This window comes from Methylomonas rivi (assembly GCF_024505165.1).
Lineage (GTDB): Bacteria > Pseudomonadota > Gammaproteobacteria > Methylococcales > Methylomonadaceae > Methylomonas > Methylomonas rivi.
Window position 1 is genome coordinate 19,786 of record NZ_JANIBK010000003.1, and the last position, 18,092, is coordinate 37,877.

The following is an 18,092-nucleotide window of genomic DNA, read 5'->3' on the forward strand; positions in this document are numbered from 1 at the left end:
GTCAAAGCGCGTCCAAGGCCCTACCGATTAATGCGCGGAAACCAATGCTCTTAGGACGTCTACCCGGCTGATCATACCCACCATGGCACCATCTTGAAAAACCGGAAAACTCCTGATCGGTGAATTTTGAAACTTGGCGGCCACATCGACCAAGCTGTCTTCAATATCGACCACCAATGGCGCCGCCGTCATAAACTCGCTCACTTTACCGGTCATACTTTGGTTGTATGCCGATTCGATGACAACCTTCATGCCGTCTTTTTCGGAAAAAATACCCACCAGCTTACCGTGGCTATCGACTACCGGCACGCTAGTGATTTTGTGGTCCAACATCTTCTTAAATGCCAAAGACACTTCGGTGTCGGGGCTTACGGTTACCGGATGCTTGGACATGTAATCGGCTACAGCAATTTTAGCTAGCATGGTGTCACCTCATTGTGGTTATTATTGTTGGACGGAAAGCGCCGGAGACCTAAATCGCCCGTTGTTTTCCGCCATCCGATTATTATAAAAATCCGCGCCAGTATCCAGTTTTATCGGCATTTATTCCGCAATAAATTCGATTTTGTCTTGGCCGTCCTTGCCGTCGTGGCCGGATTAATAAAGCCGGCTGATTTTTCATGGTTTTTTATTGTTGAAAAACCAAATTCAGCTAAACTGTTGGCGATTTCTCACTTTTCAAGGATTCCTACTATATGCCGATTCAGATGAACCAGTTGTTCGATAACATTCCTAAGCTGCCGCAAATTCCGGAAGTCGTTAGAACCATCATCAACCAACTTAACGACCCTCGCGCGGAAATGCTGGACATCGCTAAAAATGTTGAAAAAGAACAAGTTATTTCGCTGAAAATTTTGCGTTTGGTCAATTCGGCGCATTTCGGCCTGTCGCGGAAAATATCCTCTATCGATGAAGCCACCGTCATGCTGGGCATGAACCAGTTAAAAACCCTGGTCATAGCCTCGGGCATTGTTTCCTCCATGCCTAAAATCGAAAATTTCGACATCAGAAAATTCTGGAGCAACTGTTTCAGAACGGCCGTTTACGCCAAATGGCTGGCCGAACGCATTAGCAATTCCGGTGAGATTGCCTATACCGCCGGTTTAATCGGCAATCTGGGAAATCTGTTGATTCATATCGGCCTACCCAGCGAAGCCAACGAAATCGACCAACATACCCGGGCCGGCCGTTCATCGCGCGCCAACTTCGAAAGAACCTGTTTGGGTTTTACCAATCAGGATGTCTGTGCGGAATTATGCCGCCGCTGGAAATTCGGCGGCGAACTGGTGGAAGCCATTCAGCATTCCGGCGAGCCCTTGACTTTTGAGCAACCCTCCCCTATCGCTTGCTGTCTGCATCTTGCGCAATTTATCAGCGACGCGGTTGAAAAAGGCACATCGGAAGAAGATATTTTGGCCGCGCTTCCCTTGCCGGTTGCGGAAAAAATCGGCTTATCGGCAACGTTTTTTAACGCCCATCTTGCTGAAATCATGGCCCTACAATCCAAGCTGGAAGGGCTGGCGGACTAAAGCGCGTCTAAAAAGCCTGTCTTGCATGGGCTTTTTTAAGGTTGGGGCGCGGGAGAGGCCGCCGGCAAGCGGTGCGGATTGTTCATTACAATATCCTTCAATAGCAGATCGGTTTCGTCCACCGGCACCGCTACCATATGCCCGGTATTGGCGGCGAGATAAGGCTGCATGGCCGTCACCATGTAAGGGAAAATCAAGCGCAGATCATTACTTTGGCCTTGGCTTTGCACGCTGACCTTCCAGAGCTGTACCGGGGGCTTTTGCAGTAAATAGGCGGCCATATCGTAGGCTTCAAGCGTCAAATGCCGTTTGAAAACCGTATAGGTTTCGATATGCTGAGTATAGCCGTAAGCCATGCTTGGATAATACCGATAAGAGCGGTAATACGGGTAATAGCCGAAATTGTTCATGATAGGTACCTCGTAGCTGTATTGGCGGATTTGCGGCTCTCCCGTCCCGTAATCCAAAAACAGCACCGCATCGCCATCCTGCATCTGTTCGACTTTGACAAACCCCCGGTTAAGCAAAGCCTTCTCGACATATCCCTTGAACTCCATAAATTGCAAATCCTGCGGTTTAATGTCTTTGTTGGCGGGCAATATTACGAAGCGCCGCTTACCTTGGACATCACTTGCCGCCAGCGCATCCACTTCGGCATTAATTTGCAATTTCCGCGGCCCCATGGCGCAAGCGGACAACAGCATTAATGCGATATAGAGAAAAAGGCTGCACCGCATTTTATACATCGGTATTCTCAATGCCGTCTTCGCCATCGCTGTCAAGGTTTCCCGCCGCGCGCCAATGTCGCCGAGCAGAGTCGCGCCGCTGGATTTCCGCGAGCGTCTGCTTATCCGCCAAAACAGCCTGATGCGCCAACCGTTCCGTCAGCTGCCGGGCTTCCGCCAAGCGCTGCTTGGCGTCAAGCTCTTGCAGAGAACGCAATTCAATTTCAAGACTCGTTTCCTTGAGTTGCTGCTCATGCTCCATTCGCGCGGCATGTAAGCGCCTTTCCACCTCGAGCTGCCGGGCAAGCTGTTGCTCCTTATCCTGTAACAATTGAATTTGCGCTTCGGCCTCGGCCAACTGGATTCGGCGCTGCATTTCGGCCAGTTGTTTAAGATGTTCCAGTTCCTGCTGTTTTGCCTGCAAGGCCTGCTGTTCGTTATAACGCTGTTGGCGTTGATGTTCCCGATTTTTTTCTTCGTTTAATTCGAAGGTTTTTTTCAGCACATGCAGATAAACGCTGTCTTTCCCTAACCGAACCTCGGGAAAGTCGGCAAAAACCACCGTCATATGGCAAACGGCTTCGGCCTGGATGTGCTGCTGGGTCAACACTTCGCAAACCGTAATGGCTATGCGCTTTTCGTGCTCGGCCAGCCCCTTTTGCACCCAGCCGCCATCCGCTAACTTATGCAGTTCCTGGTTGATTTTATCTTCGATAACAGCCGCGTAAAGCCCCTGAATATGCCGATTAATGCTATCCAGCACTTCCGGATTCTTTTGCACGTAATTCAAGGTGGCCTGAAAGCGCAAATCCAGCGCAATATTCACCGTGCAAAAATCGTCGAATAAATTTACTTGCCGCCGATAAGGCCAGGTTTCAATCGTTAACGGGTATAACTGGTGAAAAAAACGCTTGGTGAACTTGCCGGGGCGCAAAAACAGGCGCTGGAAGGGACCGATTTTAAGTACAACTACTTGCCGATCGGCATCGAAACCGGCCACCCACTGCTCGGGATCCGGCAAGTTTTGCTCGAAAAGGTCCTCGCCCGCCAGCCACGCTTCCAGCTCGTTATCGGCACTATTCATGGCTCGTCGGCAGGCGCTTTAGGCAAAGACTTGGCTTTGAGGGCCGCTATCTTGTCCGACATTTTTTCGGCAATCAGCGGATAGAGACTGGGCGCGAATTCAACGGTTCGGGCGTCCACTTTTCTTAAAAACCCCCGGCTCAGCAGCAAGCCGACCACAAACATCCGCGACCAGTCGGAATAACGGCGGGCTTTTTCCAGCTCGGACTTTTCGATGACCATTTCCAGCTCGTCGTTTTGATTGATGCGAAACTCGGAAAATTGCCGCAAACATTCGAATACCAATTCCTCTTCCTGTACCGTTAAAGGCCCGGGAGCGGTAAATTCCAGACGGTACGACAGCAACACGGTAAAAAAATCCACCATGGCCGCGCAGGCAAAAGCAAACCAGGAAAAACCCTGCCACATGGCAAACGAAGGCTTCACCTCTTCCACGAATTGCTTATAAGTCATCAGCATGGGTGCGTCAGGCAACTGCAAGCCCGCGCTGCTGGAGAGTTGATTCACAATCAGCTGTATATCCTGGTAGTTTTTCAACATCTGATAGTAAGCCGTCTCCTGATTTTGGGCGACATCCAAATCCCCCAAACTGGTTTGCAGCTGGCGAATTTTGGCATCCAAATCCAGAAAGGCTTGCTCTTGAACTTGAAACGCCTGTTTTTTTTCCTGATATATCTGATTGTAATGCCGCCAAAAAGGCCCTTCTCCGATTTGATTTTTATAGCCGGGCGCTATTTGTTCGTGGGTGCCGAAATAGGCCTGGGATACGTCGGCGGACGCTTTATCCAAAGCCTGTTGATGATTTTGCAATAATTGGCTTTTTTGCGCCAGAACGCTGCCAAGATAGGATTTAATATCCTGCCTGATCTGCTGCACCCGGTCGATATGCAGGGATTCCTGTTCGGATATTTCATAAAACTTGAAATACGAAAACGTAATCGATGCCGTCACCGCTATGCACAGCGAGCTAACCACCGAAAAATAGCGGACGCGATTGGCTGTCCAATGTATGCCGGCCATTTCCAGGGAGCAAATCACGATAATGGATTGAATGGCAATGGTGATGATCAATGCGATCCAGGGCGTAATGAAATGCGACAGCCCGTAATAGGTGGTAAACCCCGACGACACGCTCAGCATCAACACAATCGGAATCGTCCATATGCGCAGCATACTGACGAACAGCGTCTGGATACGGTTGATCAGATAACCCAACCCGGCAGAGCGCAGTTTAATTCGCGAATCTTTCATTCGGCAAGAGGTAAATAGATAAACCGCGAGGCTAGCTCATGCTCAAATAGCGCTCGCCGGTATCGTGTACGATGGTGACGACGGTTTTGCCGACCCCTAACCGGGCAGCGACGCGCAACGCCGCGCACACGCTGGCACCGGAAGAAATACCGGCCATAATGCCTTCTTCCCGGATCAGCCGTTTACGCATGGCGAAAGCGTCTTCCGTGCTGACCAGCTCGATACCGTCCAATAAATCCACATCCAGATTTTTAGGCACGAAACCCGCCCCGATGCCTTGTATCTTGTGCGGACTATGCGTGCCGCCGGAGATGACCGGCGATTCGGACGGCTCCACGGCAATCGCCTTAAACTCGGGATTGCGGTTTTTAAGCACATCGGCGACCCCGGTAATCGTGCCCCCCGTCCCCACCCCGCAGACAAACGCATCGATCTGACCATCCGTGCCGGACCAGATTTCCTGGGCCGTGGTCTGCCGATGCACCTCGGGATTGGCCGGATTTTCAAATTGCTGCGGCATGAAGGCGCCGGTTTCGGCCACAATTTCATGGGCTTTATTAATCGCCCCTTTCATGCCTTCGCCGCCGGGTGTCAGTACGATTTCCGCGCCGTACAAAGCCAGTAGCTGCCGCCTTTCGATCGACATGGTATCCGGCATCACCAAGGTACAGCGGTAGCCGCGCGCGGCGGCTATCATGGCCAAGGCAATACCGGTATTACCGGAGGTGGGTTCGACAATGCTGCCCCCGGCTTTTAAAACGCCCGATTTTTCGGCGGCTTGGATCATAGCCTGGCCGATCCGGTCCTTGACCGACCCGCCCGGATTTCTGGATTCCAACTTAACCAGGACGGTGGCCGAGTCATCGGGCACAATCCTATGCAGTTTGACTAACGGCGTATTACCAATTAATTGCGTAATGTTGATTGCGTTAGCCATATGCAAAATACCTCTTATTTATCGATCTTGAACGCTAAAAAAACCGGACTGCCGTTACGCTGAATCAGCATGGCAATGGATTTATCCACCGGCAGTTTAGCAACAATTTTATTAAAGTCGGCAACATCTTTTACCGGCGCGTTTTGCACCCGTAAAATGACGTCTCCGGGTTGAATACCGGCATCCAGGGCGATACCTTTGCCGACTTTTTGCACCAGCACACCGTTTTTTTCAACCTGCAATTGCTGACGCTGCTCTTCGGTCAGATCGGCCACCGCCAAACCAAGCCTGTTTACAGTAGTTTCAGGCATCGAACTAGGCGCCAACTGTACCGCCTGAGCCGGCAGCAGACCCACTTTTACGGACAAATCCTCCTTGTCGCCCTGGCGGATGATTTTCAGCGTGGCTTTCTCGTCGACGGGCGTCATGCCCACGATAGGCGGCAATTCGCCGGACGTTTCGATGACGTGGCCATCGAACTCGACGATAATATCGCCAACCTGCAGACCGGCCTTTTCGGCCGGACCGCCGGGTATGACCTTGGCAACCAAGGCGCCATGCGGTCTGTCCATGCCGAACGATTCGGCCAACTGGCGGGTAACGTCCTGAATTTGCACGCCCAACCAACCGCGCGATACCTTGCCCTTGACTTTGATTTGTTCGGCGACATTCATGGCCACATCGATCGGAATCGCAAAAGACAGGCCCATATAACCGCCGGATCGGCTGTAAATTTGCGAGTTGATTCCCACCACTTGACCCTGCATGTTGAACAACGGACCGCCGGAATTGCCGGGATTGATGGCTACGTCCGTTTGTATAAACGGCACATAATTACCATCCGGCAGACTGCGTCCCTTGGCGCTGACGATACCCGCGGTCACGGATTGTTCGAAACCGAACGGCGTGCCTATGGCCAACACCCATTCCCCAACTTGCAATTGTTCGGGGGCGCCGATTTGAACCACGGGCAAATCCTTGGAATCCACTTTCAGCAACGCCACATCGGTACTTTCATCGGAACCCACCAATTTCGCCAACAGTTCGCGCCGATCCTTCAGTTTAACCACAATTTCCGAGGCATTGTTGACCACATGGTGGTTGGTCAAAATATAACCGTCCTTGGAAATTACGAAACCCGAACCCAGGGAATTCGTTTCCTTGGGAACATAGCCCCGGCCAGGCCCTTGAAAGAAATGCCGAAAAAAATCCTCCAATTCAGGCGGGATATCCTGGGGGATTTGTTGCTGATCGGGCTCCATCTGCAGTTCCGGCGCTTTTTGGGTAGTGCTGATATTGACCACCGCATCGCCATTGTTTTTTACCATTTCGGTAAAATCGGGCAACTGCGCGAAAGCCAGCGATGTCATCAGCATCCATAACCATACGCTATTTACAAATTTATTAAACATGCATTCTCCATTCATACATTTCATACTTAAAAGCAGTTAATTTTTTCAACGTAACGATACGCCCTTGGCAACCAACTCGACGGTTTGCACGGGCACTTCCCCCAGCGCGGTGATTTGCAGATCGTCTATCACCCGGCTGTAAGAATTGACAGGCCCCAAGCTGCGTAAACCTTCGATGCCTTTTTCACCCTTGGCTTCAAAATAAACCGAAACGCTGGAAAAACCGTCGCTAATCAACAAATGGTCCACGGTTTTTTTGGACTGCTGCATGGTATTGCGGATGAAAAAAATTTTTTCAAACCCCGCCGGCCAATTTTTTAATTCAAATGGCGATTTTTCAAACGCTTCGGCTTGCGAAACGTGTTGATGGTGTTTGCTCTCTTCGTCGGCCGCCGTTTGATCGGCGTCGGTTTGCGTTGCCAACGCATCCACATTCAACTCGGTAAACAAAACTTGCTCTAGCGTTTTACCGTCCTGCCCGTAAACTTCAACTTTCAGCGGCAGAAGACTGGCGGTATCGATCCAGAGTTTGCGCGCATAGCGCAAGTCGTCCTTGGGTAATACCGCAATGATTTGCGCCGGGCGCATGGCGATCATTTCTTGACCTGCCACCGCAAACAGATATTCGTCGTGCAAACGTTCCGGCTTTAACGGCAAATTGACGATGAAGGACCGGTCTATCGGATGTTGGGTTTCGACTTTTTGTTGGCTTTCCTTGTACAGACAACTGATCTCATTGGAATGCCGGGTCACTTCCCGCAAGGGGGAATTCAGCGAAGTCAAGCGTTCGGTTTCAATGCCGCTTTCAAAGGTATGCCGATACCTCATGGTATCGACTTGACCGTGTTTCATGAATACCACGGTGCCGTGGTAATTCAAGGTTTTCATCGCATGATTGACTTTTTCCAGCCATTGCCGGCCGTCTAAAGTCTGATCGTCATTCGCAAAGGCACAAGATATAAAAAGCAGAAAAACAAATAATAATCGCATTTACAAGCTTATTTGGGTTGATAACTGGCCAGACGGGCATACGATTTGACGCCGACATTATTATTAACGTACCAAACATTGTCGTGGGCTTGTAAATAATCCTTGAACTGCGCGTTCATTTGATCCGCCGGAGTCTGGCTCTGTGCCGCCGTCGTGATTTCCGCAAAGGGTTGGATCCGGTTTTGCATTTTTCCGGCATAAAAGCCAACCACGGCCAAAACTACCGAAGCGGCCACCGCCAGGGAGGTTTTTTTAAAGTGATCGTCCGACTTTTTCCGCGGCAAGAAATAAACCGGTTCCGATTTCAATTGCCGCTTGAGCTTCTCGGCAAAATCCAAATCGGCCACCGCGCCTTGTTCGCCTTTTAGCGCCTGACTAATCAGCGCATAGCGTTGCAGTTTGGCTTGCAGTTCCGGATCGCGCTGTACCGACTTTAACAACGGTATGGCCTGTGCGTTATCGAGTTGATCGTCAACCAGTAATGAGAGTTTTTCAATTTGTTGTGCTTGCATGGTAATACCTTTAACCGAGCAATGGGTTTAATTTTTCGTCGATAGCCTCGCGGGCCCTGAATATCCGGGAGCGCACGGTGCCGATTGGGCAATCCATGGCTTCGGCAATCTCTTCGTAGCTCATGCCTTCAAACTCCCTTAGGGTAATGGCAATGCGCATTTCTTCGGGCAATTTCTCGATGGCCGATTTGATTACGGCAATAATCTGATCGTTCATCAATTGATGCTCCGGTGTTTCTATGTCTTTCAACTGCGGGGCGTTCTCGATTTGTTCGGCATCCTGCATATCGACTTCATAGTCGGAATGCCGCCTGGAGCGCGACAACAGGTAATTTTTAGCGGTATTGATCGCTATTCGATACAGCCATGTGTAAAAAGCGCTATCGCCCCTAAAATCGCCCAAGGCCTTATAGGCTTTGATAAAAGAATCCTGCGCCACATCTTGCGCTTCGCTAGGGTCTTTTACATACCGGTTGACCAGATGCACAATCCTGTGCTGATACTTGATAACGAGAAGATCGAAGGCGGCTTTATCGCCTTGCTGGACCCTGCGCACCAAGTCCTGATCTATATCTTCGGAGAGCCTTGTTGATTCGTTCACTGAGCTATTACGATAGTGGAATGGACAGAATTAAACATCATTAGTTCTGGCAATACAAAAAAAATTACCGTCGCGCTAAAACACGTTATGATTTTCCCTCAGCGTAATAAAACCTTCATATTCTCAAATAGACCACATTGACAGCGCATTCCAACCTACATTATGACGTATTGATCGCCGGCAGCGGCGGTGCCGGCCTCAGTCTGGCGCTGCATTTGGCGGACACTTATCGAGTCGCGGTATTGGCCAAATTCGCACTGACCGAGTGCAGCACCTATTATGCCCAAGGCGGCATTTCAGCCGTATTCGACGATGAATACGATTCCATCGAGTCGCACATCGAAGACACCCTGATTGCCGGAGCCGGCCTTTGCGATCCGGATATCGTGCAACTAACGGTATCCAAGGGCCGCGAAAGCATCGAATGGCTGCGCGCCCAAGGCGTCAATTTTACCGAGGAAAAAGGTGCCGATGGCAACAAACAATTGCATTTAAACCGCGAAGGCGGCCATTCGCATCGCCGCATCGTGCATACCGACGACGCCACCGGCAAAGCCGTTTCGCTGTCGTTGATCGAACGCGCGCAACAGCACCCCAACATCGACTTATTGGAACATCATAATGTCGTCGAACTGATCACCGCCGAAAAACTGGGCTTGTCCCCGCAGCGCATCTGCGGCGCATATGTATTGGACAGCAAGGCCGATACCATTAAAACCTTTGCCGCCAAAGTCGTGGTGCTGGCCACCGGCGGCGCCAACAAGGTGTATTTGTATTCCACCAACCCGCACATTTCCAGCGGCGACGGCATCGCCCTGGCTTGGCGGGCCGGCTGCCGGGTCGGCAATATGGAATTTATGCAATTCCACCCCACCTGCCTTTACCATCCGTCCGCCCGCTCGTTTTTGATCAGCGAAGCCGTGCGCGGCGAAGGCGGCCATTTGATATTGCCGAACGGCGAACGCTTCATGCGCCGTTACGACGAACGCATGGAACTGGCGCCCCGCGACATCGTCGCCCGCGCCATCGACAGCGAAATCAAAAAACACGGCATTGATTGCGTGTATCTGGACATCAGCCATAAGCCCACGGATTTCATTCAAAAACACTTCCCCACCATTTATAGCCAATGCCTGGAAGTGGACATCGATATCAGCAAGCAACCGATTCCGGTGGTACCGGCCGCGCACTACACCTGCGGCGGCGTGTTGACCGACCGGGACGCCAGAACCGACATCCCCGGCCTGTACGCCATCGGCGAAGTGGCCTGTACCGGCTTGCACGGCGCCAACCGCATGGCCAGCAACTCGCTGCTGGAATGCCTGGTGTTTGCGGAACAAGCCAACCGGGACATCCGCCGCCAATTTGCAAATCTCCCGGAACCGCCGTTGCTGCCGGCCTGGGACGAATCGCAGGTCAGCGATTCGGATGAAGAGGTGGTGATCGCCCACAACTGGGACGAGCTGCGCCGTTTCATGTGGGACTATGTCGGCATCGTCCGCACCAACAAACGATTGGAACGCGCCATGAACCGGCTGGTGCTGCTGAAAGACGAAATCGGCGAATATTACGGCAAATTCCGTATCAGCAGCGATTTGCTGGAATTGCGGAATCTGGTCATCGTCGCCGAGCTGATCATCCGCAGCGCCCAGCAACGCAAGGAGAGCCGCGGGCTGCATTACACCAAGGATTATCCGGAGCTGGATGACAGCCGCCCGCCGCGGAATACCGTGCTGGTGCCGGAACTGAAAGCTCCAAAAAACATTAAATTAAGAGCACCCTAAAAATCGTAGGTCAGGGTGCGCGGCAGCGTTCCCTGACAAACGTCAGCGCATTTGTCACGTAACCGCTATCGCGGCAACGCGACCTACCAGAATACGCGGCATCGGGTATATTCCGGCCTACCGGACTATTGGACGGCTGTATCGACTTCCACCGCCGGTGCCGGAATTTCGTATATCGAAGACAGCTTACGGCGGAATTCGTCGGTGATAAGCGAAGCATCTTTCCGGGTATTGACCACACGGGGGGTAATCAACACCACCAGCTCACTTTTGTCCTTGTTGCGCGTGGTGCCGCCGAACAAGGGACCTATGATCGGTATCTCGTGCAACAGCGGCACGCCATCGCGCTTATAGTCGTTATTTTCCTTAATCAAGCCCCCCAACACAATGGTTTCACCGCTTTGAACGGCTACGCTGCTTTCGATTTCCCTTTTTTGTATGGTAGGGGAATCTATGGTTTCGCTCGTTGTGGTGGTTATCGCTTGATTGACGCTTTGCAGAATATCCATTATTACCAAGCCGCCGGCATTGACTCTTGGCCTAACCGACAGATTAACACCCGTATCTATCATTTGAATGGAGCTGGTCTGCACGATGCCTGTCGTTGTGGTATTGCTGGTGTTACTGGTAACCGAAGAACGGATCGGCACCGAATCGCCCACTTTAATGGTAGCTTCTTGATTATTAAGCACCATTAACGACGGCGACGAAATCACGTTGATATTATTGTTTGTCGCGCTGGCATTTAAAACGGCCTGGATATCCCTGGAACCACTGGAAAACGCATAGGAAAATCCGCCGGTAGAAAACGTTTTGGCGGTCTCCTCGGTCAAACTAATTAAATCGATACCTTGAGCCGAACCGCCATTGATTTGATTAATGCCGCCGTTATTATGACTGAAGTACCACTGAATACCGTATTTCAAATCATTATTTAGAGTGACCTCAACGATAGTCGCATCGATCAATACCTGTAACGGCAACACGTCCAACTGTTTAAGGATACGCTGGATTTTGGCGTATTCCTCCGAGTTGGCCACGATGATCAGGGCATTATTGCCTTCATCGGGAATAATTCGGACTTTGGCCATTTCGGAGTTATTGTTAATGCCGCCGCTACCGAATGAGTTGCCGGTTATCGAGTTTGAGCCAATGCTTCCCCCCTGATTTCTATCGCTCAGCGACTTATCCATAATGCCGCCGCTCGAACCCGCGCTGGAGCCGGAAGCGCTACTGGAATTGCTTGAACCGCCGGTTGAACCGCTGCCGCCTATACCGCCGGACGATTTATTACTGGCCGATGTCGATCTGCGCCCCGAAGCTATCGATGCCGAACGCCCCGTTCTCGAGGTGCCGGTGCCGAAAATGTTGCTCAAGGTGTTGGCCAAATCCACGGCACTGACATGCTGGGCCCGGTAGACATTGACGCCGCCGCTGGCCTCGGGATTGGTCCTGTCCAACCGAAACACCCAGCTTTCGATGTCCTGCAGGTACTTGGCGTTGTGGGTGATGGCCAATACCGCGTTCATGCGTTCGATTTCGATAAATCTGAAGAAACTGTTTTCCTCTGCCTTTTCGCCGCCGGCGGCGCCGGATTTACGGCCGAAAACCTGCTGCAGTTCCTCGATAATTTTGCCGGCATCGACATGGGCCGGGGTAAACAAGGCAAACGAGCGCCCCCTCAGAACATCGGTATCGAAGGTACTCACCACATCCAAAATCCGGTTCAATTCGCCGGCCGAACCGGACACCAGCAAAATATTGCGGTTCGGGTCGGCATACAACTGCGATTTTTCCGGCAGCAGCGGCTTTAAAATGTCGGCGATTTCGCCGGCGGCCACGTTGTGCACCGGGATCACGCGGGTTTGATAACCGGACGGCAAGCTGGAGGTGCCCAAGGATTTAAAGGAACTGCTATACATGGCCTCGTTGGAAGGCTTGATCAAATACATGCCGGACTCGACCACCAAGGCGGCATTATTGACGTTTAACAGCATTTCCAGGGTGGGAATCAAATCCTCCTTGGTCAAGGGTTGGGTGGTTTGCAAGGTGACTTTGCCGGTGACTTGCGGACTGAGGGTGTAATTTTTACCCAAAATGTCGCTCAGGATCACCTTGGCCACTTCGCCCAAGTCGGCATCGTCGAAATTCAAACTGTATTCGCCCTTACCCGAACTTTTAGGCGCCGCGGAACCGCCTCGGCCGGCCGTGATACTAGACTCGGTGTTGGGAAAAATTTCCACCTTGGCGGTTTTGGAACTGCCGTCGTCGCTCGCGGCCACGGCGAATTGTTCGTCCCGGATCGGCGCCGCTTGCGGCAGCGGCATTTTTTCATGCAGTTGCGGGCCGATAAATTCACAGCCCGTCATCGACAAGGCCAGCGCCAAAATGCGCGGCGCTTTACTGGTTTTCACTGTCATTGGTGTTATTCTCTGGAGAATTATTAGTAATCGGCGCTACCGGAGCCCTGGGTTTGGCTGGAATGACGGGTCTGTTCGACGAGGCCGCCAGCGGAACCTGCAGTCGCGGCTTTCTGAGCACAATGGATTTTTGCTGCCCGCCTTGCTGCAAAACCACCCGGTCGTCCTGAATCTGTTTAAGCTGCCAGCCGGTTATCATTTGGTTTTCGTTGAGTTTTAAAAAGGTTTTGGCCTCGTTTTGCTTGCGAAACAAAGCCATCTTCCGCTTATCCTTATTGTAAATGCCAATCAACAACCAGTCATCCAACTGGCCGTTGTCGGCGGTATCCGGCCCCTCCACCACTTGTTCGGGCAAGGGTTTGCGCCCCTCGATGAACAAGGGCCGTTCGATGATCTCATTCATACCGCCGTTGAATGCCCTGGACTGATGCAAGACCGGCATCGGTTCGGATTGGTATTCGCTTTGGATGGTTTTATCCAGGATAGCCTGTAACCGGCCGCGCTGAGTTTCGCCCGTGATCCACTCGGCCAGCAAAATTACGCTTAAGCCGGCGGAGGCGATTAATTGCCATTTGAAAACCCGGCTATTCATGGGTTGGGGCTCCGTAAAAAACTCACCACCTGAAAGCTGACATTGAGCTGATCGCTAGGCTCGACTTTATTGGTTTTGCGGTTGCGCGCGCCGCGCACCGGGTTGATGTCCAGTTGATCGACGATCAAAACCGGCACGGCGGTTTCGATACTCTGCAATACACCGACTAACGCTTCCATGCTGCCCGTCATGCGCACTTTCACGGCCACCCGAAAAAAACCGTCCGTTTCCTTGCCAGGTAAACCTTGGGTGCTGGTTAATTGGCCGCCGGCATCGGCCACGGCGGTTTTAACGATATTTTGCAGTTCGGCGGAAGCCAAGGCTTCGGTGGTACTGGTACTGAAATAGCCTTGTTCGGAAAATTGCTGCTTGATGTCGTCCAATGCCGCCGCCACCTGGGTTTCGCGGCCGGCTATGGTTTGCTGGCGTTGCAAGCGGAACAATAAATCGTTTTTTTCTTCGTGATACGCCAAGCCGGTGCCGATTAACGGCAGCAACACGGCAAACACCACGGCCGACACGACCAATAGGAATAAGCCGACAGCCAGCCAACGCTGCCAACGCAATTCATTCATCGCCCTGCTCCCCGGTATTTTCCGGTTCGGGCTCGGATATCGGCTCCGCCCCCCCATCCGGACTTTCGGCATCCGCCGCATCCGCGCTATCGGTTTGCATTATGCTTACCGGCGTGTTGACCGTCATGCTGATCTGAAAGCGCTCGCGTCCGCTGGTTTTATCCTGCGTCAACGGCGAAACGAAACTGACGTCGCTGAAAAATTCGGAACCTTCCAGGGTGCCGATTAAAGCCGAGGCGGCGGGCGATTGGCCTTGTATCTGCATGCGATTGTCGGAAAAATGTAAATGCGTCAGCCAGGTTTCGTCATTTAACAGGCGGCTCAATTCATTTAACACCGCCAATAACGCCGGCGACTGCTGCTTGATATCGATCAACTTTTGGGTTTCCGCGCGCAGGGCGTCGATTTCGCTTTGCTGCAGGTCGACGGCGCGATTCTGTTTTTCCAGTTGTTTGATGCGGGTTTGCAGGCTCTCGACCGCCTGTCCTTCCAACCAGACCGGCAAGACCATCGCGGCCAACAGCAGCAACATCAATGCCGCGCCGGCCAGCCATTGCAGGGATTGCCCCAGTTTGCCGCCGTTGCGCCTAAAACGGTCCGGCAATAAATTATAGGCGTTGCGGGTTTGCGGAAAATCGGCCGCCGCCGGCGCGTAATCCACTTTATGCGGCTGCACGCCCAGTATCGTCAGATTGGCTAATTGTTCGTCAAGACGCGGTTTGGGTGCCGCAATCAAGAGTATCCGCAGTTGCGCATGCTCCGTGCTGCCTAAGGGGATCAGTGAGAAATAGACTTGTTCGGCATTAAAAGGCGTATACCTGTCCAATTCAAAACCCACCACTTGCCGCAAATTTTCTTGCGCGGCCGCGGGCAAATAAAGCAGTTTATGCAAGGCCTGATCAGCGGACAACCGCAACACAAAATCGGCTTTTTCCATGGCCGGATATTGACCTTTAAGCTGCTTGAAACCGTCCGGCTGGTTTACATCGACGCTACGCCGAGCGACGATTCGTTCGTCGTCATCCAGCAAAGCCACTTCAAACCCCTGTGCCGATGGGGTAAAAATCACGCTGCCATGCCGTTCGCGCAAGTGTTGCAACAGGCTTTTCGGCACCAAAAACGCCAGCTCGCCGCCCCACCATCGAAAAAATCTTTTTAAATCAAAATCGATCGTCGTATCTAAATTCATCTTGAATCGTAATTACAGAATATTCCATTGCAGTGTTAAATAACGACGAAGTTTGTAAATGTTGTTTCCAATCCAGCGTATCGAAAGAGGTTGTGCCGTCGCCGGCTTGCGATTGCACCACCGCCTCCAGACCCGCCGAGGCCCCTTGCTGCATTTCCACTTCAACAATAATAGTATAGGTTTGATTTTCGCCGGTAAATGCCTGCTCCAAATCGGCTGGCGCGTTATCGGCGCTATCCGCGCCGTTTAAATTTTTTTGCAGCGCGGCATCCTGAATATGGCGGTCTTTCAGGTCCGCCGCCAGAATATTCAGCAATTCGGGCGAAGCGTCGCGTTGGTTAACCTCGGCAGTGGACGAATAAACGGTAAGGTAGGGCTGAATGGCATTATATACGGCTTCATTCATACCTAAAACCGACTGCAATTCCTCCAAGCTTTGAAAAGCGGCATTACTGGGCCCATAAGACAAACCGGCTAGTCTATATTGGCGTTTTTCGGCGCCTTGGGTGCGGGTGTCGTCGTCGGCATCCCGCCAATCCAAGATAGCATTCAACAAATGCTGGCGTTCCCAGTCGTCCGGCAACACTGACTTTAAAACCGCCGCCAGTTGGTCTTCGCCGGACATGTTGATATCGACTTTGCCGGCTTCGGAAAAAATACGTATCCGCATGCGGCTTTCCTGGCCGATTATTTCATAAATCGTGCCATTGGCCAGCCAACGTTGCTCGGGATCGGCCTGACTCAAATTAAATTCCGCCAAATGGACACCACTTTCCGCCAAGGCCAGGGCTTCGGCATTCGCAGTAATGGCGGAACTGACGCTGCTTTCGCGGCGCATGCCGATAGCGAAGCTACCCGCCATCAGAGTCAGCAAGGTCAATATCCAGATCACGATGACCAACGCCAAGCCATGCTGTCGGCTACTCGACAGCGGCGGTAATTTAGCGTTCATCGCTATCTTCATCAATCCGGCCGTCGTCGGCCACGTTCGGCGTATTGGCCGCCCGGCTGATTTTCAGCGGAAAAACCATCTCCGGCCAGTAACTGCCGTCCTTTAAGGCAATAGATACTTTGATCAAACTGGGCAAGCGCTCGGCGGCCACCCATTCCTCCTGCCACTGCGGTTCCGCGAATTCTTCGATCCTGCCGAAATAAGCGAATTTCAAACCGGCAATGTTCTCCAGCAACACCTCAGGTTTAACCGGCTCCCGCTCGGGCTCGGCCAATCGGTAAGGCGTTAAAGTTACCCATAATATCGAGCTGTTATCGGGGGCCAGGGCAATATCGAATACCTGCAACCCTTTACGCGCGGAACTGGCGGGCAAACCGGCGACAAACCTTAAACTTTGTGCAAGACCTTGAAAAACCTGCGTACTTTCCGGGCTGGACTCGGGCTCGGGATTTAACGCCGGCAAAGGCCGAACCGCCATTAGATGGCGCTTGAAAAACCGGTACACCACAGCCTTTTGGTTCACGGCGGCCATCTTGTTTTCGCCGGCGTTCCAGCTTTGCGCGGCAATCCGCAGACTGCTGAACAGCAAAACCACCATCACGCCCAACAGCGTCATGGCAATCAACACTTCGATCAAGGTAAAACCGTTCCGTCGAAACAGTTTCACAGGACGGGTTCCAGTATCATTCTTAGGCTATCCAATTGCACGCTGCGTTGTCTTTCGGCAGCGTCGCCCCAACTTACCCGCACGCTCACTTTCATCAATTTCCGGCTGGGCTGGGCGGGAGATTGGTCCTGCCGGGATTGGAACCGGCGTCCGGCCGCGGGCGGCTCGGCCACCGGGGTTATTCTGACCAGCCAAGCGTATTTATCCGCCTCGGTTCCGGCGCTTTCACCCGCTTGCAAAGGCGTTTCCACCCCGGTGCGCGCCAGTATCGATTCGGCAATCTGTACGGCCAGATTGTATTCTTCGGAAATGACCGCGGTATTAACGCCGGCACCGAATATGCGCAACACGATGGTCAACGCCACGGCCATGATGGCGAACGCCACCAAGATCTCCAGCAGGGAAAAGCCCTTATGCCGCCGTATCATGTATTTCCACCGCGCCGGTAATCCAATTCACATCGATACGCCGCAATTGCTTGCCCCATTCAAGCGTAATTCGGCCGCCTGTCGACGAGCCGTCGCCGAAAAAACGGATGCCGGCCTGCTGCCCCTCGCCAAACTCTTCTTCGGCGACGGTAACGGAAATCGCGATTTCGCGATCCAGGCGGTAAATTTTGCCGCGATTGCCGATCGAATAACTGTTGTCGTCCAGATTGACGGTAACGCCGACCGGCTGCCGGGACATCAAGGCCTGGCCATGCGCGTAACGCAAGGCTGACGCAATATCCCGCGCCGCCGCCTGTATACGGGTGCTTTGATTACCGGAAGAAATATTGCCGCCGACTACCGCAAAGCCCAGCACGCTGATCAGCAAAACGATGATCAGCTCCAGCAGGGTAAAGCCCCGCGCGGATGTTACGGCAATCGGCAC

The 18,092-nt window shown here is 52.4% G+C and carries 19 protein-coding genes; 2 read left to right on the forward strand and 17 right to left on the reverse strand.

Annotation, left to right across the window (positions count from 1 at the left end):
- Positions 1-27 precede the first annotated feature (27 nt).
- On the reverse strand, positions 28-423 hold the full coding sequence (locus tag NP596_RS01145) for a CBS domain-containing protein (RefSeq protein ID WP_256613363.1): 396 nt from the start codon (positions 421-423) through the stop codon (positions 28-30).
- Between the two features lie 272 nt (positions 424-695).
- Here NP596_RS01145 and NP596_RS01150 point away from each other — a divergent pair, with 272 nt between their 5' ends.
- Positions 696-1,529 (forward strand): HDOD domain-containing protein, encoded by an 834-nt coding sequence (locus NP596_RS01150; protein ID WP_256613364.1) that lies wholly within the window; start codon positions 696-698, stop codon positions 1,527-1,529.
- A gap of 35 nt (positions 1,530-1,564) precedes the next feature.
- Here the strand turns inward: NP596_RS01150 and NP596_RS01155 are convergent, their stop codons facing one another.
- From NP596_RS01155 to rpoE, 8 genes are read right to left on the reverse strand one after another with little or no spacing between them, the layout of a single operon-like run.
- Positions 1,565-2,275 (reverse strand): DUF4136 domain-containing protein, encoded by a 711-nt coding sequence (locus tag NP596_RS01155; protein ID WP_256613365.1) that lies wholly within the window; start codon positions 2,273-2,275, stop codon positions 1,565-1,567.
- Positions 2,268-3,338 carry a hypothetical protein gene (locus tag NP596_RS01160; RefSeq protein WP_256613366.1) on the reverse strand — a complete coding sequence of 357 codons (1,071 nt, stop codon included), beginning with the start codon at positions 3,336-3,338 and terminating at the stop codon, positions 2,268-2,270. The genes NP596_RS01155 and NP596_RS01160 overlap by 8 nt, the downstream gene beginning before the upstream one ends.
- Positions 3,335-4,588 (reverse strand): hypothetical protein, encoded by a 1,254-nt coding sequence (locus tag NP596_RS01165; RefSeq protein WP_256613367.1) that lies wholly within the window; start codon positions 4,586-4,588, stop codon positions 3,335-3,337. The genes NP596_RS01160 and NP596_RS01165 overlap by 4 nt, the downstream gene beginning before the upstream one ends.
- Before the next feature lie 31 nt (positions 4,589-4,619).
- Positions 4,620-5,525: a cysteine synthase A gene (cysK, locus tag NP596_RS01170; RefSeq protein WP_256613368.1), complete on the reverse strand. Its 906-nt coding sequence runs from the start codon at positions 5,523-5,525 to the stop codon at positions 4,620-4,622.
- A 14-nt stretch (positions 5,526-5,539) separates the two neighbouring features.
- A complete protein-coding gene (locus tag NP596_RS01175) occupies positions 5,540-6,937 on the reverse strand; it encodes a DegQ family serine endoprotease (RefSeq protein WP_256613369.1) in 1,398 nt (465 codons plus the stop codon).
- A gap of 45 nt (positions 6,938-6,982) precedes the next feature.
- Positions 6,983-7,927 (reverse strand): MucB/RseB C-terminal domain-containing protein, encoded by a 945-nt coding sequence (locus NP596_RS01180; RefSeq protein WP_256613370.1) that lies wholly within the window; start codon positions 7,925-7,927, stop codon positions 6,983-6,985.
- 8 nt (positions 7,928-7,935) lie between these two features.
- Positions 7,936-8,439 (reverse strand): sigma-E factor negative regulatory protein, encoded by a 504-nt coding sequence (locus tag NP596_RS01185; protein ID WP_256613371.1) that lies wholly within the window; start codon positions 8,437-8,439, stop codon positions 7,936-7,938.
- A gap of 10 nt (positions 8,440-8,449) precedes the next feature.
- On the reverse strand, positions 8,450-9,040 hold the full coding sequence (gene rpoE / locus NP596_RS01190) for an RNA polymerase sigma factor RpoE (RefSeq protein WP_256613372.1): 591 nt from the start codon (positions 9,038-9,040) through the stop codon (positions 8,450-8,452).
- Between the two features lie 137 nt (positions 9,041-9,177).
- Between rpoE and nadB the strand changes: the two genes are divergently transcribed.
- Positions 9,178-10,824 (forward strand): L-aspartate oxidase, encoded by a 1,647-nt coding sequence (nadB, locus tag NP596_RS01195; RefSeq protein ID WP_256613373.1) that lies wholly within the window; start codon positions 9,178-9,180, stop codon positions 10,822-10,824.
- Positions 10,825-10,949: 125 nt separating this feature from the next.
- On the opposite strand, the gene gspD is transcribed toward nadB, so the two are convergent.
- Genes gspD through NP596_RS01235 form a run of 8 tightly spaced genes read right to left on the reverse strand, consistent with a single transcriptional unit; the run spans position 10,950 to position 18,092 of the window.
- Positions 10,950-13,244, reverse strand: coding sequence for a type II secretion system secretin GspD (gene gspD, locus NP596_RS01200; RefSeq protein ID WP_256613374.1), 2,295 nt, complete (start codon positions 13,242-13,244; stop codon positions 10,950-10,952).
- On the reverse strand, positions 13,225-13,836 hold the full coding sequence (locus NP596_RS01205) for a hypothetical protein (protein ID WP_256613375.1): 612 nt from the start codon (positions 13,834-13,836) through the stop codon (positions 13,225-13,227). Before NP596_RS01205 ends, gspD begins: the two co-directional genes overlap by 20 nt.
- Complete coding sequence (gspM, locus tag NP596_RS01210) at positions 13,833-14,411, reverse strand: type II secretion system protein GspM (RefSeq protein WP_256613376.1); 579 nt, start codon at positions 14,409-14,411, stop codon at positions 13,833-13,835. The genes NP596_RS01205 and gspM overlap by 4 nt, the downstream gene beginning before the upstream one ends.
- The gene (locus NP596_RS01215; RefSeq protein WP_256613377.1) at positions 14,404-15,600 is read right to left on the reverse strand and encodes a PilN domain-containing protein; all 1,197 of its coding nucleotides are present in this window, start codon (positions 15,598-15,600) and stop codon (positions 14,404-14,406) included. Before NP596_RS01215 ends, gspM begins: the two co-directional genes overlap by 8 nt.
- Entirely contained in the window at positions 15,572-16,552 is a 981-nt protein-coding gene (locus NP596_RS01220) for a type II secretion system minor pseudopilin (RefSeq protein WP_256613378.1), read from the reverse strand. The genes NP596_RS01215 and NP596_RS01220 overlap by 29 nt, the downstream gene beginning before the upstream one ends.
- On the reverse strand, positions 16,542-17,219 hold the full coding sequence (locus NP596_RS01225) for a prepilin-type N-terminal cleavage/methylation domain-containing protein (protein ID WP_256613379.1): 678 nt from the start codon (positions 17,217-17,219) through the stop codon (positions 16,542-16,544). The genes NP596_RS01220 and NP596_RS01225 overlap by 11 nt, the downstream gene beginning before the upstream one ends.
- Positions 17,216-17,647 carry a type IV pilus modification PilV family protein gene (locus NP596_RS01230; RefSeq protein ID WP_256613380.1) on the reverse strand — a complete coding sequence of 144 codons (432 nt, stop codon included), beginning with the start codon at positions 17,645-17,647 and terminating at the stop codon, positions 17,216-17,218. The genes NP596_RS01225 and NP596_RS01230 overlap by 4 nt, the downstream gene beginning before the upstream one ends.
- The gene (locus tag NP596_RS01235) at positions 17,631-18,092 is read right to left on the reverse strand and encodes a GspH/FimT family pseudopilin (RefSeq protein ID WP_256613381.1); all 462 of its coding nucleotides are present in this window, start codon (positions 18,090-18,092) and stop codon (positions 17,631-17,633) included. Before NP596_RS01235 ends, NP596_RS01230 begins: the two co-directional genes overlap by 17 nt.

Bases quoted from the DNA above. Each gene is read 5' to 3' on its own strand.
- NP596_RS01175 (WP_256613369.1), bottom strand. From the start codon at position 6,937: ATGTTTAATAAATTTGTAAATAGCGTATGGTTATGGATGCTGATGACA.
- gspM (WP_256613376.1), bottom strand. From the start codon at position 14,411: ATGAATGAATTGCGTTGGCAGCGTTGGCTGGCTGTCGGCTTATTCCTA.
- NP596_RS01220 (WP_256613378.1), bottom strand. From the start codon at position 16,552: ATGAACGCTAAATTACCGCCGCTGTCGAGTAGCCGACAGCATGGCTTG.
- cysK (WP_256613368.1), bottom strand. From the start codon at position 5,525: ATGGCTAACGCAATCAACATTACGCAATTAATTGGTAATACGCCGTTA.
- NP596_RS01160 (WP_256613366.1), bottom strand. From the start codon at position 3,338: ATGAATAGTGCCGATAACGAGCTGGAAGCGTGGCTGGCGGGCGAGGAC.
- NP596_RS01150 (WP_256613364.1), top strand. From the start codon at position 696: ATGCCGATTCAGATGAACCAGTTGTTCGATAACATTCCTAAGCTGCCG.
- NP596_RS01230 (WP_256613380.1), bottom strand. From the start codon at position 17,647: ATGATACGGCGGCATAAGGGCTTTTCCCTGCTGGAGATCTTGGTGGCG.
- NP596_RS01205 (WP_256613375.1), bottom strand. From the start codon at position 13,836: ATGAATAGCCGGGTTTTCAAATGGCAATTAATCGCCTCCGCCGGCTTA.
- NP596_RS01185 (WP_256613371.1), bottom strand. From the start codon at position 8,439: ATGCAAGCACAACAAATTGAAAAACTCTCATTACTGGTTGACGATCAA.
- gspD (WP_256613374.1), bottom strand. From the start codon at position 13,244: ATGACAGTGAAAACCAGTAAAGCGCCGCGCATTTTGGCGCTGGCCTTG.
- NP596_RS01145 (WP_256613363.1), bottom strand. From the start codon at position 423: ATGCTAGCTAAAATTGCTGTAGCCGATTACATGTCCAAGCATCCGGTA.
- NP596_RS01165 (WP_256613367.1), bottom strand. From the start codon at position 4,588: ATGAAAGATTCGCGAATTAAACTGCGCTCTGCCGGGTTGGGTTATCTG.
- NP596_RS01155 (WP_256613365.1), bottom strand. From the start codon at position 2,275: ATGTATAAAATGCGGTGCAGCCTTTTTCTCTATATCGCATTAATGCTG.
- NP596_RS01180 (WP_256613370.1), bottom strand. From the start codon at position 7,927: ATGCGATTATTATTTGTTTTTCTGCTTTTTATATCTTGTGCCTTTGCG.
- NP596_RS01215 (WP_256613377.1), bottom strand. From the start codon at position 15,600: ATGAATTTAGATACGACGATCGATTTTGATTTAAAAAGATTTTTTCGA.